Below are 15,365 nucleotides of genomic sequence, written 5' to 3' on the forward strand. Positions count from 1 at the left end.
TCACGGGCACATTCTCCCCGAACGAGGGGACGTGTCCGTTACACGCAGAGAACGCGAAAGTGGCTCAGATTTCCAGGCGCTCCACGGCGGCCGCGACCCGCTCATCGGTAGCAGTCAATGCTACACGCACGTGGCGCTCGCCGGCCGGTCCGTAGAAGGCGCCCGGGGCGACAAGGATGCCCCGCTCGGCGAACCAGTCGACCGTGGACCAGGAGTCGTCGCCCCTGGTGGCCCAGAGGTAGAGCCCAGCGCCCGAGTGCTCGATCTCGAAGCCGGCCTTGACCAGGGCGGCGCGCAGCACGTCACGGCGGGCGGCATACGCGGCGCGCTGGGCCGCCGCGTGCTCCTCGTCGCTTAGCGCGGCGACCATCGCGGCCTGGACCGGCGCCGGGACGATCATGCCGCCGTGCTTGCGGACGGCCAGCAGCTCGGACACGACCTCCGGGTCACCCGCCACGAACCCGGCCCGGTAGCCGGCGAGGTTGGAGCGCTTGGAGAGCGAGTGCACGGCCAGCACGCCGTCGAGCACACCGCCGCTGACCTCGGGCGACAGCACGGAGACCGGCTCGTCCTCCCAGCCCAGTGTGAGGTAGCACTCGTCGCTCGCCACCACCGCGCCCCGCTCACGGGCCCACTCGACCACCTTGCGCAGGTGGCCGGCGGGATACACCTGACCGGTGGGGTTGGACGGCGAGTTGACCCAGACGAGCTTGACCCGGGCCGGGCCGAGCGACGTCAGCGAGTCGGTACGGACGGGGGTGGCGCCGGCCAGGCGCACCCCCACCTCGTACGTCGGGTAACACACCGTCGGGATGACCACCGTGTCACCTGGACCGATGCCGAGCAGGGTCGGCAGCCAGGCCACCAGCTCCTTGGAGCCGATCGTGGGCAGGACGCCGAGCCCTTCGCTCGGGGCTGTGCCGGCCGCGCTCGCTTCGCTCCTCGGACCGGATCTTGCCGACCCCGGCGCGATGCAGGTGCGGACCGTCCACTCGACAATCGCGGCCCGAAGCGCCGCCGTGCCGGCCGTCAGCGGATAGCCGGGCGAGTCCGAAGCGGCGGCCAGCGCCTCCCGCACCACCTGTGGCACCGGGTCGACCGGCGTCCCCATCGACAGGTCGACGAGGCCGCCGGTGTGCTCGGCAGCGGCCCGTTTGGCCGCTGCCAGCAGGTCCCAGGGGAAGTCGGGCAGCCGCTCGGACAGGCGCCCGTCAGCCACGCTCAGTGCTCGGTCTCACGCGGGGGCTGGGCGGCCACGAAGGCAGCGTCCTTTTCCACCTTGCCGATCTTCGAAGCACCACCCGGGGAGCCGAGGTCCTCGAAGAACTCGTAGTTGGCCGCGGTGTAGTCCTTCCACTGCTCCGGCACGTCGTCTTCGTAGAAGATGGCCTCGACCGGGCACACCGGCTCGCAGGCGCCGCAGTCGACGCACTCATCGGGGTGGATGTAGAGCATCCGGTTGCCCTCGTAGATGCAATCGACAGGGCACTCCTCGATGCACGCCTTGTCGAGCAGATCAACGCACGGCTCGGCGATGATGTAGGTCACGGGTCGTCCTCTCCGCAAGCCACGCCGCTCTTAGACCGCGGCAGTAGGAGCCTAGTATCTCGCCCTAGACCTAGTATCTCGCCATGGAGGGGGTGATTGGTGCTCCGGCGGCAGGATGTGGGACACAGAGTTGTGGTGCGACGAATTGTCGGGGTTCGCAACGATCGTCCGCTCTATACGGACGCGCTCGGCGAGTTGGTGGAAATCACCGAGACCGATCTCACGATCGCGACGTCAAAGGGCCCGCTGCGGGTACCCCTGAGCGAGGTCCACCGCGCGAAGCGAGTGCCCCCGACGCGGCGGCCGAATGCCGCGGACGTCATCGCCCTCGAGCTCGCGGCCAACGAGGCGTGGCCGCCGCCCGTGCAGGAACAGCTCGGTGGCTGGCTGCTGCGAGCGGCCGACGGCTGGACCGGCCGAGCTAACTCGGCGCTGCCCATCGGCGACCCCGACCGCCCCTTGGAGGCGGCGATCGACGCGGTCGAGCGGTGGTACGAGGCCCGGGGCGCGCAGCCGCTGATCAACACGCCGCTCCCGCTGGCCGCCCCGGTCGGCGCGTCGCTCGACACGCGCGGCTGGACGGCCCGCCCGCTGGTACTTGTGCAGACCGCGCCGGTGCGGTCGATCCTCGACGCCACGACGACCCGAGCCCGGGTCGAGCTCACCCGCACGCCGTCGGACGCCTGGCTGGCGATCACCGCCGAGCGCAAGGGCAGCCTCCCCGAGGCCGCGCGCCACATCCTCACCGCTGTGCGCCAGGTCCGCTTCGCCCACATGTACGGCGAGAGCGGCGACCTGCTCGCCGCCGGACGCGGCACGATCACCGGCGACGGCCACTGGCTCGGCCTCGCGCTCGTCGAGGTGGTGCCCGAGGCACGCCGCGGCGGGCTGGCCCAGGACGTGGTCGGCGCGCTCGCCCGCTGGGCCGCGGAGACGGGCGCGAGCCGGGCGTTTCTACAGGTCGAAGAGCGCAATGCAGCAGCCGTGGCGCTCTACGCCAAGCTGGGCTTCACCACCCACCACAGCTACCTGACCCGCGAAGCTCCCAAAGCTTAGAACCGGCGCTAGCGGCGGACGACGCGGCGGGGCTTGGCCATCTTGGCTTCGGCGTAGCGCTTGAGGCCCACCGAGCGGTAGTCGAGGCCGAGCGCGACGAGGATCAGGAAGCCGACCAGCGAGCCACCGATGGCGAAGGCGCCGTAAAGCCAGATCTGCGCGAAGAAGTCGCCGGCCCCGCCCTCGAACGGCGTATCGCCGCTGACGAACGGCCCGACGAAGATCGTCAGCAGCACCGCGATGATCGCGGCGGCGCCGATGTCGGCGATCCACCGCCCGGCCGGGTGGCGCCGCCCCCAGAGGAACGCCATGACCGCCAGGATCAGCCCGATCACCACGAACATCCCGAGCGAGACGCGGTCCTGCGCCTCGCCGTCCTCGTCGAAACCGACGCGGGCGACCACGCGCGCCACCACGTTGACCGCGAACAGCACACCCGCGAGCACACCGATCCGCAGCCAACGATCTCTCATCGCACACTCTCCCCAACGCCAGGTGAACAATCCTCGCCACAGAAGAGTAGTGCTGTGGTGTCCTCTGTCACACCCTCGGTTTGGTGGGAGGTAGCTGCGGGTTTGCTGGGTACGGCGGCTGCGCGAGCATCAGCCGGAAGCCGACCACCGCGAAGGCGATCGAGCCGGCGAGGATCATGATGACGCCGACCCAGCTGTTGCTGTCGACCACCGCGCCGCCCTGCGGACCGACCAGCAGCAGGTCACCCTCGGTGGTACGCCCGGAGGCGGTCACCATCAGCACCAGCCAGGCACCGGCCGGGAGTGCCACGGCCCACTTGCGGCCGACCGTCGTGTACGCGAACCAGCCGAGCGCGAGGTTACTGACCACGGTCACGATCACGGCGACGCCGATCAGGTAGCCGCCGACCCGCAGCGGCGCGAGGATCAGCTCGGCGATCGCGGTGACCAGCGCGGCCACCACGGCGACCACGCCCCCGGCCACCCGGACGCCGGTCTGGAAGGCGCGGGACGGCGGTCGCGGCTCCACGGGTGGCGTCTCGCTCTGCGCGCCCCCGTCGACGGGCAGGCTCGGGGTGGACACCGTCACCGGGACCTCGTGGCGGGCGGCCGGCTCATGACGGGAGGCCGGCGAAGAGGTCGCTCTCCCAGCCGTGCGGGCCGTCACCCGGTCCCCGCTCGCCGACGGCCAGCGTGTAGTACTCCACGCCCATGAACTCGCTGCCGAAGTTGCCGGCGATCGAGTACAGCCAGGAGGTGTCCGGGATCTGGGTGGCGTGCGCGCGCATCGCGGCCACCTTCGCCTCATGCCGGTCGGTGGCGTCGATACGGGCCGCGACCTCCTCGTCGGACGTACCGAACGGGAAGTCCTCGACCTTCTCGATGCCAGCGAACGGGTTGTCGGTCGACTCCGCGAAAGCGCTGACGCCCGCTTCGAGCACGCTCTTGGGCACCGTCGTCCAGTAGACCTTGGCGGGCCCGAAGCCCTCGGCGGTGGCCCGCTCGGCCGCCCGCATCGCCACCCGGTGCGCCTGGATGTGGTCGGGGTGACCGTAGAAGCCGTTTTCGTCGTAGGTGATCACCACCTGCGGACGTACCTCTCGCATGATCTCCAGCAGGTGGGCGGCTGCCTCGTCGAGGTCGGCCTGCCAGAAGCAGCGGGGGTGCTTGTTCGTCTCGAGGCCCATCATCCCCGAGTCGCGGTACCGCCCGGCGCCGCCCAAAAAGCGACGGTCGGTTACTCCAAGCGCGGCGCACGCGGCGTCCAGCTCGGCCAGCCGGTAGCCGCCCAACTGGTCCGCCTCCGTCGCGGCGAGCAGCGCCAGCTCGGGCACGTGGATCTCGCCTTCCTCACCGAGCGTGCACGTCACCAGCGTGACCTCCACGCCCTGGGCGGCGTAATGCGCGATCGTCGCGCCGGTACTCACCGTCTCGTCGTCAGGGTGTGCGTGGACCAGCATGAGTCGTCGTGCCACGCGTTGCACTCTACGCGCGACGGAAATTATGCCGCCGCTTGCCACGTCAGGGGGCGGAAACGGCGTTTACGGGCGGACACGCCGGACGTGGTCAGGCAGACCGATCACACGGATTTACGATCCCTTGGTGGAGTATCCGGAGCTGGCCGCCCGTACCCGGAGGTTTACCCGCGGAGCGCCGCGGGCCGTGACAGTCGCGAGCGACGGCTCGCGGGTGATCTTCTTGCGTTCGCCCGGTCCTGAGGACGCGGCCGACGCACTCTGGGTGCTCGACGTCGAAACATCCACCGAGCGCCTGATCGCCGAGCCTGCGGCGCTGCTCACCGACGACGACACTGGGGACCTGCCCGCCGAAGAGCGGGCGCTGCGCGAGCGGCTGCGGCTCTCCGCGAGTGGCATCGGGTCGTACGCGACGGACCCGGCCGCGCGGGTCGCCGCCTTCCCGCTGGGCGGCCGCCTCTTTCGCGCCGACCTGGTCACCGGCGACGTCACCGAGGTGGCCACGGCCGGGCCGGTCGTCGACCCGCGGCCCGACCCGACCGGCCGCCGCATCGCGTACGTGACCTCGGGCAACCTCCATGTAATCCACGCCGACGGCACCGACGCGCTGCTGGCCGGCGAGGAGGGGGATGTCACCTGGGGCCTCGCCGAGTTCATCGCGGCGGAGGAGCTGGACCGCTTCCGCGGCTACTGGTGGGCGCCGGACGGCCGTTCCATCCTGGCCGCGCGGGTGGACGAGTCCCGGGTGCCGCGCTGGCACCTGCACGACCCGGCGCGCCCAGAGGTGGCGCCGACGAGCGTGGCGTACCCGTACGCGGGCGCGGACAACGCCGAGGTCACCCTCCACCTGCTGGACCTCGAGGGTGGCTGGGTCGACGTGCACTGGGACCGGGAGACCTACCCGTACCTGGTGTCCGTGCATTGGGCCGAGGGCGGTCCGCTGATCACCGTGCTCCGCCGCCTCCAGCAGCACGGGCTCGTGCTCTCGGTCGACCCGCGCACCGGCGAGACCCAGGTGCACGCCGAGCTGGCCGACCCTCGGTGGGTCGAGCCCGTCCTCGGTACGCCCAGCCACCTGCCCGACGGCCGTGTGCTGGTCGGCGGCGAGCTGGCCCACGACGGGTACGACGCGCGCTGCCTCTTCGCCGACGGCACGCTGCTCACCCCGCCCTCGCTGTACGTGCGCCGCGTAGTCGGCCGCATGGCCGCCGGCGCCGGCGCGGGCTCGCCCGACCTGCTCGTAGAGGCCAGCGAGGGCGAGCCGAGCGAGCAGCACCTCTTCCGGGTCCGTACCGCGATCGGCGCGGGCGGCGCCGAGATCCGCCCGCTGACCACCGCCCCCGGGTGGCACGTGGGCGCGGTCGGCGGCGACGTGCTCGTGGTCGGCTCCGCCTCGCTCGACCGCGCCGGCACCCACTGGACGATCTGGCGCGTCGGCAAGCAGGTCAGCGTGATCACCTCGTACGCGGCCAAGCCGCCGTACGCCCCGCGCCCCGTGCTGGAGCGGGTCGCCGACCGCCGCCTGCCCGCCGCCGTGCTGTACCCGCGCAACCACGTGACCGGCCGCCGCCTGCCCGTGCTGCTCGACGTCTACGGCGGTCCGGGGCACCAGGAGGTGCTGGCCACGCGCGCCCGGTGGCTGGAGCGGCAGTGGTGGGCGGACGCCGGCTTCGCGGTGGTCACAGTGGACAACAGGGGTACCCCTGGCGTGGCCCCGTCGTTCGAGAAGGTGGTCCACCGCCGCGTCGCCGACGTGGTGCTCACCGATCAGGTCGACGCGCTCTCCGCGCTGGCCGGCAAGCACCCCGACCTCGACCTCGACCGGGTGTCGATCCGTGGCTGGTCGTTCGGCGGCTGGCTGGCCGGCCTGGCGGTGCTGCGCCGACCGGAGATCTTCCGCTGCGGCATCGCCGGCGCCCCGGTGACCGACTGGCGGCTGTACGACACCGCGTACACCGAGCGCTACCTGGGCCTGCCGAGCGAAAACCCCGACGTGTACGCCCACCACTCGCTCATCGAGATCGCCGCCGAGCCGGTGCACGACGCCCGCCCGCTGCTGCTGATCCACGGCCTGGTCGACGACAACGTGGTCGCCGCGCACACGCTGCGCCTCTCCGCGGCGCTGCTCGCGTCCGGCCGCCCGCACTCGGTGATCCCGCTGACCGGCGCGACCCACATGGCCGCGGGCGGCGTGGGCGAGCAACTGCTCCGCCTCGAGCTCGACTTCATCCGCCGCAACCTCTAGCGACTGACTCCTAGCGGACCGCCGCACTGCGTGGGGGTGAGACGAGGCACAGGCCGGCGCCCGCGGCGGCGCCGTCGGTGAGGTCGACACGTACCACCCGCGCGCCCACGAACGACCGCTCGGACAACGCGCCGCCCTGGCCCAGCCGTGCGTTGATCTCGGCGTTGTCGTCTTCATCCCAGTCGGTCGCCTGGAAGACCCAGACCCGCGACCGCCCGGACAACAGGCCCGACGCGGTCTCACCTGGGCAGGCGCCCGCCTCCGCCAGCCGCACGTACCCGTCGGCCGGTGGCCCGTAGTACGACTGCCCGTTCCAGGACACCGGCGTGGCCAGTACCAAGTCCCCTTCGCGCCACTGCTCGCTGAGATACCGCAACGCGCCGCGGTAGTCGGCCAGGTTTGCGCCACCACCCTGCTTGTAGGCGCGCTGTGGGTCGGCGGCCGCCCGGATGTCCGTCACGACCTGCGGCACGAGCACTACCCCGACCAGCGCCGCGCCGGCGGTGAGACGCGACCAGCCGAGCACGATCTGCCCCGTGGGTGGAGACACTGCGAATGCCGACAGCAACAGGCATGACGGCACGCAGTAAAGCGCCAGTCGCTCGGTCATCGGGTACTGTCCCAACGCCCCGGCGCCCAGCCCGATGGCGAGCGGTGTCAACAGCATCGCCACCGTCAACCAACCGGACCGTCGCCAGCACACCACCGCACCTACCACCAGCAGCACCAGGAAGAGCGCTGGCGCCCAGAGCGCGAACGGGACGACGGCGAGTGACTTGTACGTGCTGTGCAGCCAGTCGAACGTCGCGGGCAGATCGGTGAGGTCGCGGTACGGATACACCTGCTTGCGCAGCCAGTAGTCACGCAACGCGGTGTCATTGCGGGTCGGGCGCAGGTTCCAGACGTAGACCGCGGCGACGACGCCCAGCCAGAGTGGTGCGGGCACCGCGAATCGGGCCATCTCCCGCCACCGTGCCGCCCCCGCCGCGCGGTCGACGACCAGGCCGACGACGAGGATCGTGGCCAGGACGGCCGAGACGGGGATCGCCAGCGCGCTCATCGTCGCGCCGGCCGTGGCCGCGCCCCAGAAGACGAGGTACCGGAGGCGATGCGCCGAGCGGTGTACGAGGATGCCCACACCAACCAGCAGCGTCACCCAGAACGCCTCAGCGCTGTACTGCTTGACCTGATTGGAGTAGCTGATCAGGAACGGGCTCACCGCAACCAGGAGGAGCGCGGCGAGCGCGGCGACCTTCGGCAGTAGGCGATACCCCAGGTACGCGACCAGCGGCAGCAGGGCGAGACCGAAGAGCAGCGGCACCAGCCGCAGCGACTGCTCGCCCGGCCCGGAAACCGCCAGCGCGAACCGCTCCAGCCACAGCCATCCGGGCGGCGCGGACTGGCTGTACGCCAACGGGTACAACAGATCCACGAAACCGCGCTCGCGCAGGTTGTGCGCGACGTAGAGCTCATCGCCCCAGAGCCCGCGCCCGTACGCCCAGTGCCAGACGCGCAGGCCGGCACCGACCGCGACGAGCGCGCCGGCCACGGGCCAGTACGGCAATCGCCGTTGGGTACCTTCACGCACGGACGAGACCGTAACAACGGGCCGGCCCGTGGCGCGGGCCGGCCGGCTCACGGGGTGCTACTGCTTGACGAAAGCGTTCACAAAGGACGGGTAGCCGAAGACGCTGCTGACGAAGACGCCGCCGGCCTTGGATCCGTGCAGGTAGTAGGCGACCTCGACGTACACCGGGACGGCCGGGGCGAGTTCCCGCATGATGCGCTCGTCGAGCTTGGCCCACTCGGGTGCCTGGTCGGCGGGCGGCATCGCCAGCACCCGGTCGAACTCGCTGTTGATCGCGTCGTCGTTGACGTACGACGTGTTGCTGTTGCCCTCTGCCTTGATCGACCGGCCGTCGAAGAGCACCGGCAGGATGGACGCGCCGCTCGGCCAGTCCGCCGCCCAGGAGTCGAGGTAGAGGTCCCAGGGGTTGTCCTTCTTCTTGGTCTCGTCGAGCTTCGCGTCGGCCGGGATGGTCTTGAGTGTGATTTTGAAGCCGGCCTTCTCCAGGTTGGACTTGAGCTGGGTGCCTCGCTCGACCACATCGTCGCCCACGCCCAGCACCAGCGCGGGCGTCTTGCCGGCGAGCAGCTCCTTGGCCTTGTCCGGGTTGCCGTTCGCGCCGGCCGGGTACGCGTCGTACTTCTGGTAGCCGATCGTGGCGGGCGGCATCAGCGTGGTGACGGGCGCGGCAACGGTCTCGCCGCCGATGGACTTGATGAAGCCGTCCCGGTCGATGGCGTAGTTGAGCGCCTGGCGCGTGGCCAGGTCGGTGACCCGCTGGGTGTTGATCGACAGGCGCCACTCGGTGGGCGTGGGCGAGATGATCGAGCGCTCCTTGAGAGCGGCGTTGCCGGTGACCTGGGAGACCAGCGCGGACGGTACGCCGTTGAAGGCGAGCGCGGACTGGTCCGGGCCGCTGTCGGCGATCACCCGGTTGGCGCCCGCGTTCGGGTCGGGGCCGAACGTCCACACGAACTTGTCCGGGTACTGGTGGCGGACCGGGTCGGTGGCCGGGTCCCAGTGCTCGTTGCGCTCCAGCACGATCTCGACGCCGGGCGTGTGCTTCGTGATCTTGTACGGCCCGGAGGAGAACGGCTGGTTGTCCAGGTTGACGCCGGTGTCCTTGTCCGGCGGCAGCGGCGCGCTCGCCGGCAGCGACAGCGCGAACGGCAGGTCGCAGTGCGCCTTGGCGAACTCGAAGCGGATCGTCTTGTCGTCCGGCGTGGTCAGGCCGGGCGGCAGCGCGCCCTTGTTTGCCTTGAAGTCCCACTTGGTGTCGTAGTCCGCGCTGTCGGCCAGCCACTCCTGCACGTAGGTCGGGCCACCGGTGAGGTCGGGGTCGAACGAGCGGGCGATGCCGTACGCGATCTCCTTGGCCGTGATCGGGCGCCCGTCCTCGAACTTCACGCCGTCCTTGACCTTGAACTCCCACACCTTGCAGTCGTTGCTGACGTTGGTGCCTGGAGTCTGTGCGAGGTCTCCGACCAGCGTGAGGTTGCCCTTGCCGTCGTCCTTCCAGGTGGTCAGCGTGCGGGCGTAGAGCGGGGCGTTCACGAGGCCGGCGAACGAGTACACCCGCTGCGGGTCGAGGTGCGAGATCTTGACCTCGCGGATGACCGTGAACGTGCCGCCCTTGGTCGCGCCGAGCACCTCCGGCGCCGGGCCGAGCGAGTCCTTCGGGTCGGTCGCGATCACCCCGGTCGCGGTGCGCTGCTGGTCGACGGAGGGGCCGTCGTCGGTGGTCTCGCTACAGGCGCCGGCCACCAGCACCAGTGCGAAGGCGGCTGCCACTCGATTTCGCATAGTGATCCCTCCCGATGTCAGTTGAAGGAAATCTACAACGTCAACGTAACCGTTCGGTAAAATTCACCGGAGCCGGACGCGCGGGTCGATGACTGCGTAGAGCAGGTCGACCACGACGTTGGCCAGCACGACGAAGACCGCGGCGATCAGGACAGTCGCCATGATCATGGGTAGGTCGCCGCCGCGGACGGCGTACACGGCGGTGCGGCCGAGCCCTTGAATGCCGAACGTCGTCTCTGTGATCACCGTGCCGCCGAGCGCCGCGCCAACATCCAGGCCGGCGATCGTGACGAGCGGAGTGATCGCCGCGCGCAGCGCGTGCCGGCCGTACACCGCCTTGCTGGCCAACCCTTTGGCCCGCGCGGTACGCACGAAGTCCTCCGAGAGCGTCTCCAGCATCTGCGCGCGGGCCAGCCGCGCATAGATGGCCGAGAAGAGGAACGCGAGCGCGACCCAGGCCAGTACCAGGCCCTTCGCCCAGTCGAGTGGATCGTCCAATATGGACGTGTAGTGCGGGTTGGGCAGGACCTTGAGCTGGTAGACGAAGACGATCAGCAGCACCGCGCCGGTGAAGTACAGCTGTAGCGACGCCCCGGTCAGCGAAAAGCCGATCGCCAGCCGGTCGACCCAGGTGCCCCGCTTGAGCGCGGAGACCATGCCGAGTCCCACGCCCAGTAGCAGCCACAGGATCGCGGCCGGGATCACGATGCTCAGCGTCACCGGGAGCACCCGGGCCAGGGTGTCGGTGACCGCCTCGCTGTTGACGTACGAGTAGCCGAGGCAGGGCGCGTCGCACCGGCCGCCCTGCGCACTGCCGAGATCGCGGCCGACGAAAATCCCCTTCATGTACGCGGCGTACTGCTCGATCTTCGGGTCGCGCAGGCCGAGCTCCTCCCGGACCCGCTCCAGCCGCTCGGGGTTGCAGTTCTTCGGGCACATGCCGGTGACCGGGTCGCGCGGCAGCGCGAAGAACATCAGGAAGGCCAGCACGCTGACCGCGAAGAGGGTGAGCGTCGCGGAGAGCAGCCGCTTGATCAGAAAGCGTGCCACGGTCGGCTCCTATCGCGCGTCTTTGGTCGCGGCCGCGTCCACGCCACCGCCAGGTGGGGGCGCCGCGCGAGCGGACATAGCTGATCTCGGATCGAGCGCGTCGCGGAGCGCGTCGCCGAAGAGGTTGAAGGCCAGCACGAGGGCGAAGATCGTGATGCCCGGGAAGAAGACGTACGCCGGGTCGCCCTGTAGGTAGTCGATGCTCCGGAAGATCATCACGCCGAAGTCGGGCGTGGGGTCGCGGATGCCGATGTTGAGGAACGAGAGCGCCGCCTCGCCGGTCACGTACGCGGGAACGGCCAGCGAGAACGACACGAGGATCGGCGCCCACAGGTTTGGCAGCAGCTGGCGGAAGAGCATGTGCCCGAGCCCTGCGCCGCACGCCCGGGCCGCCTCGACGAACTCCCGCTCGCGCAGCGAGATCACCTGCCCGCGGACGAGGCGGGCCATGCCGGTCCAGCCGAACGTCGCGAAGATCCCGATCAGCACCGCCACCCGGAACCAGGTGGGTACCTCGTCGCGCGGGCCGTAGAAGCGCAGCTCGACGGTTGGCATCACGGCCAGCGCGAAGATCAGGAAGGGCAGCGCGAGCGCGAGGTCGGTGATCCAGCCGATCACCGCGTCGACCCAGCCGCCCAGGTAGCCGGCGAGGATGCCGAGCGTGATGCCGATCAGCGAGGTGAGCAGTGCCGCCATGACCGCGATCAGCAGCGACGTGCGGATCCCGTAGACGAGGCGGATGAAGATGTCCCGGCCGGACCCCGGCTCGAGGCCGAACCAGTGCTCGCCCGAGATCCCACCCGCGTAGCCGAGCGGCATGCCGTCGCTGCGCCGCAGCTTCTCCTGAAACTGGTCGTACGGCCCGATCCCGTACGCCAGCTCGATCAGCGGGGCGAGGATCGCGACGAGCAGGAAGAAGGCGAGCACGCCGCCGCTGATCACCGCGACCCTGTCGCGGCGCAGGCGAGCCCAGGCGAGCTGGCCCGGCGAGCGACCCGCGATGTCGATGCCGTTGGGCGGCGGTGGCGCCTCAGGGCGTGCGATCTCGGTGGACAGGCTCACTGCTGGCCCCCTTCCGGGTGATGGCAAGCCACGCCGTCGACAAGCGGAGGCGCAGTCGTGGCACAGACGTCCTGTGCCTTCCAGCAGCGGGTGCGGAAGCCGCACCCGGTCGGCGGGTCGAGCGGCGTCGGTACGTCCCCGGCCAGGCGGATCCGCCCGCTCGCCCGTGCGGGTGCGGAGACATCGGGTACGGCAGAGAGCAGCGCCCGGGTGTATGGGTGGCGCGGCCGCTCGTGGATCTGCTCCCGGTCGCCGATCTCCACGATCCGCCCGAGGTACATCACCGCGACCCGCTGGCAGAAGTGCCGTACCACCGCGAGGTCGTGGGCGATGAACACGAACGCCAGCCCGAGGTCGCGCTGCAACCCGCGGAGCAGGTTGACGACCTGGGCCTGGATCGACACGTCGAGCGCGGAGACCGGCTCGTCCGCGACGATCAGCTTGGGGCGCAGCGCGAGCGCCCGTGCGATGCCGACCCGCTGCCGCTGCCCGCCGGAAAACTCGTGCGGGTACCGGTTGTAGTGCTCCGGGTTGAGCCCGACCAGCTCCAGCAGCTCGCGTACCCGCTGCTTGACGCCGCCCGGCGGCCTGATCCCGTTGACCTCCAGGGGCATCGCGACGATCCGCCCGACCGTGTGCCGGGGATTCAGAGACGCGTACGGGTCCTGGAAGATGATCTGTAGGTCCTGCCGCAACGACCGCAGCTCGCGCCGCCCGAGGTGGCTGATGTCCCGCCCCTCGAAGACGATCCGGCCGCCGGTCGGCTCCAGCAGGCGCACGAGCATCCGCCCGGTGGTCGTCTTGCCGCAGCCCGATTCGCCTACGAGCCCGAGCGTCTCGCCGGCCGCCACCTCGAAGTCGATCCCGTCGACCGCGCGCACCACACCTCGGCCACGCACCGGGAAGTGCTTCGTCAGCCCTTCCACCTTCAGCAGCTCAGCCGGCATTGGCCACTCCCGGGCGGTGGCAGGCCACGAGGTGGCCTCCGGTCACCGCACGCAGCTTGGGCACCTCGGTGCGGGACACGTCGTCGGCGTAGGCGCAGCGGGGGTGGAACGCACACCCCGGCGGGAGGTTGATCAGGCTGGGCGGGCTGCCCGGGATCGGCACGAGGTCCGCGTCCGCGTCGCCGTGCAGGGAGGGCACGCTGGCCAACAACCCCCAGGTGTACGGGTGCTGCGGCCGCCGCAACACCTGCTCGGCACTGCCGTGCTCGACCGCGCGCCCGCCGTACATCACAAGCACGTCGTCGGCCACCTGGCTGACCACACCGAGGTCGTGGGTGATCAGCACGATCGCCGAGTTGAACTCCTTTTGCAGGCCGTCCAGCAGGTCGAGGATCTGGGCTTGCACGGTCACGTCGAGCGCGGTCGTGGGCTCGTCGGCGATGAGCAGGGCGGGGTCGTTGACGAGTGCCATCGCGATCATCGCGCGCTGGCGCATGCCGCCGGAGAACTCGTGCGGGTACTGCCCCGCGCGGCGGTCCGGCCGCGGGATGCCCACCCGGTCGAGCATCTCGACCGTACGGCGGCGGGCCTCGGCACGACCGGCTCGCGAGTGGTGGACCCTGTACGCCTCGGCGATCTGCCGGCCGACGGGATAGTACGGGTGCAGGGCGGAGAGCGGATCCTGAAAGATCATCGCCATGTCGCGGCCGCGCAGCCGGCGTACCTCCTCGTCCGGGCGGCCCACGATGTCGCGGCCGCCAACCAGGATCTCGCCGGTGACGGTCGCGCGCTTCGGGTCGTGCAGCCCGAGCACCGCGAGGCTCGTGACACTCTTGCCGGAGCCCGACTCGCCGACGATGCCGAGCGTCCGCCCGCGCTCCACCGCGAAGGACACCCCGTCGACCGCCCGTACCACTCCGTCCTCAGTGGAGAACCGGACGCGCAGGTCACGGACCTGAAGGTACGGGTCGGCGGTCGCTCCCACAGCCCCTCGCATTCGTAGAGAACTTGCAGCGCTTCGCTGAGGATGAAAATAAGCTACAAGGTGGCCTCCTGTCAGTAGCCGCTACCGTAGTGAGATGGCGGCTCGGCGCTCTGCCCTTTTTGGACGCGCCCTCACGGCCGGGCTGCTCGCGCTAGCGGGCTGCCACGGCGGGGTGCCAGCGCCGCGCGCCGAGACGCTCACCTTCCACACGCTCACGTACTCGCCGGCGGCCGACCAATCCGACCGCGCGCTCGCCAGCCTGCGGAAGATCGACGACCACCCGCTGTACGAGATGACGTACGACGGCCCGGCACCCCGGCTCGCGCCGCCCGAGGCCACGCCCAAGGTGATCGCGCTGCCGGCCGGCCGCGACGCGTTCGCGTGCACGGTCTTCCTCGCCGCCGGCCACGCCAAGCGCCCGGTGCTCGGCCGCAACTTCGACTGGGACCACAGTCCGGCCCTCGTGCTGACCTCCCGCCCGCCCGACGCGTACGACTCGATCTCGCTGGTCGACCTCTCCTACCTGGGCTTCGACCACCCCCGCCTGGCCAAGCTCGACGATCCGGCGGCTAAGCGCGATCTGCTGCTCGCGTCGACGCTCCCCTTCGACGGCATGAACGAGCACGGTCTCGCGATCGGGATGGCCCAGGTCGACGGCGCGGCCCAGGTCCGGCCGGGCGCGCGGGAGGTCGGCTCGCTCGCGGTCATCCGCCTGGCGCTCGACACCGCGCGCACCGTGGACGAGGCGATCCGCGTATTCGAGGCGTACACGCTCGACTGGAGCGGCGGCCCATCACTGCACTACCTGGTTGCCGACGCGACGGGTGACTCGGCGGTGATCGAGTTCGCCACCGGCACGATGACCGTCACCCGCGGCGACCGACGCTGGCAACTGATGACCAACTTCAACCTGAGCACGTCCGACGCCGCTGAGCGCGCGGCCGACTGGCGCTACGCGGCAGGCTTGAAGGAACTGGACGCGGTGGGCGGCAAGCTGGATCCGGGTGCGGCGATGACGCTGCTGCGCACGCTCCGCCAGGGCCACACCCAGTGGTCAGTCGTCTACGACCTCAAGGCCGGCACCGCCGCCGTAGCGACCGGTCAACGTTACGACCGCATCCACCACACCACGCTCTAGTGGCTATGACTACGTG

Annotated in this window: 14 protein-coding genes; 3 read left to right on the forward strand and 11 right to left on the reverse strand. The window is 70.6% G+C overall.

What is annotated here, in order from left to right; translation table 11 throughout:
- Positions 1 to 64: 64 nt before the first annotated feature.
- Positions 65 to 1,219 (reverse strand): succinyldiaminopimelate transaminase, encoded by a 1,155-nt coding sequence (gene dapC, locus Pflav_RS29730; RefSeq protein ID WP_173039943.1) that lies wholly within the window; start codon positions 1,217 to 1,219, stop codon positions 65 to 67.
- A 2-nt stretch (positions 1,220 to 1,221) separates the two neighbouring features.
- A complete protein-coding gene (gene fdxA / locus Pflav_RS29735; RefSeq protein WP_173039946.1) occupies positions 1,222 to 1,548 on the reverse strand; it encodes a ferredoxin in 327 nt (108 codons plus the stop codon).
- Positions 1,549 to 1,647: 99 nt separating this feature from the next.
- On the opposite strand from fdxA, the gene Pflav_RS29740 reads away from it, so the two are divergent.
- A complete protein-coding gene (locus Pflav_RS29740; RefSeq protein WP_173039948.1) occupies positions 1,648 to 2,604 on the forward strand; it encodes a GNAT family N-acetyltransferase in 957 nt (318 codons plus the stop codon).
- Positions 2,605 to 2,612: 8 nt separating this feature from the next.
- On the opposite strand, the gene Pflav_RS29745 is transcribed toward Pflav_RS29740, so the two are convergent.
- The 3 genes from Pflav_RS29745 to mshB form a co-directional block, all read right to left on the reverse strand.
- Positions 2,613 to 3,077 (reverse strand): hypothetical protein, encoded by a 465-nt coding sequence (locus tag Pflav_RS29745; RefSeq protein WP_173039950.1) that lies wholly within the window; start codon positions 3,075 to 3,077, stop codon positions 2,613 to 2,615.
- Positions 3,078 to 3,144: 67 nt separating this feature from the next.
- Positions 3,145 to 3,660 (reverse strand): hypothetical protein, encoded by a 516-nt coding sequence (locus Pflav_RS29750; protein ID WP_173042711.1) that lies wholly within the window; start codon positions 3,658 to 3,660, stop codon positions 3,145 to 3,147.
- A gap of 31 nt (positions 3,661 to 3,691) precedes the next feature.
- Positions 3,692 to 4,537: an N-acetyl-1-D-myo-inositol-2-amino-2-deoxy-alpha-D-glucopyranoside deacetylase gene (gene mshB / locus Pflav_RS29755; RefSeq protein ID WP_173042712.1), complete on the reverse strand. Its 846-nt coding sequence runs from the start codon at positions 4,535 to 4,537 to the stop codon at positions 3,692 to 3,694.
- Positions 4,538 to 4,679: 142 nt separating this feature from the next.
- Between mshB and Pflav_RS29760 the strand changes: the two genes are divergently transcribed.
- Positions 4,680 to 6,797 (forward strand): S9 family peptidase, encoded by a 2,118-nt coding sequence (locus Pflav_RS29760; protein ID WP_173039952.1) that lies wholly within the window; start codon positions 4,680 to 4,682, stop codon positions 6,795 to 6,797.
- A 10-nt stretch (positions 6,798 to 6,807) separates the two neighbouring features.
- On the opposite strand, the gene Pflav_RS29765 is transcribed toward Pflav_RS29760, so the two are convergent.
- The 6 genes from Pflav_RS29765 to Pflav_RS29790 form a co-directional block, all read right to left on the reverse strand.
- On the reverse strand, positions 6,808 to 8,385 hold the full coding sequence (locus Pflav_RS29765; protein WP_173039954.1) for a glycosyltransferase family 39 protein: 1,578 nt from the start codon (positions 8,383 to 8,385) through the stop codon (positions 6,808 to 6,810).
- Between the two features lie 57 nt (positions 8,386 to 8,442).
- Positions 8,443 to 10,155, reverse strand: a complete 1,713-nt coding sequence (locus Pflav_RS29770) for an ABC transporter substrate-binding protein (RefSeq protein ID WP_232072084.1) — start codon at positions 10,153 to 10,155, stop codon at positions 8,443 to 8,445.
- Between the two features lie 75 nt (positions 10,156 to 10,230).
- A complete protein-coding gene (locus Pflav_RS29775; protein WP_173039958.1) occupies positions 10,231 to 11,217 on the reverse strand; it encodes an ABC transporter permease in 987 nt (328 codons plus the stop codon).
- A gap of 9 nt (positions 11,218 to 11,226) precedes the next feature.
- On the reverse strand, positions 11,227 to 12,273 hold the full coding sequence (locus tag Pflav_RS29780; protein ID WP_415624403.1) for an ABC transporter permease: 1,047 nt from the start codon (positions 12,271 to 12,273) through the stop codon (positions 11,227 to 11,229).
- Between the two features lie 2 nt (positions 12,274 to 12,275).
- On the reverse strand, positions 12,276 to 13,226 hold the full coding sequence (locus tag Pflav_RS29785) for an ABC transporter ATP-binding protein (RefSeq protein WP_173039962.1): 951 nt from the start codon (positions 13,224 to 13,226) through the stop codon (positions 12,276 to 12,278).
- Complete coding sequence (locus Pflav_RS29790; protein WP_173039964.1) at positions 13,216 to 14,223, reverse strand: ABC transporter ATP-binding protein; 1,008 nt, start codon at positions 14,221 to 14,223, stop codon at positions 13,216 to 13,218. The genes Pflav_RS29785 and Pflav_RS29790 overlap by 11 nt, the downstream gene beginning before the upstream one ends.
- Before the next feature lie 82 nt (positions 14,224 to 14,305).
- Between Pflav_RS29790 and Pflav_RS29795 the strand changes: the two genes are divergently transcribed.
- Positions 14,306 to 15,349, forward strand: coding sequence for a carcinine hydrolase/isopenicillin-N N-acyltransferase family protein (locus tag Pflav_RS29795; protein WP_173039966.1), 1,044 nt, complete (start codon positions 14,306 to 14,308; stop codon positions 15,347 to 15,349).
- Positions 15,350 to 15,365 lie beyond the last annotated feature (16 nt).

It is taken from the genome of Phytohabitans flavus (assembly GCF_011764545.1).
Classification (GTDB): domain Bacteria; phylum Actinomycetota; class Actinomycetes; order Mycobacteriales; family Micromonosporaceae; genus Phytohabitans; species Phytohabitans flavus.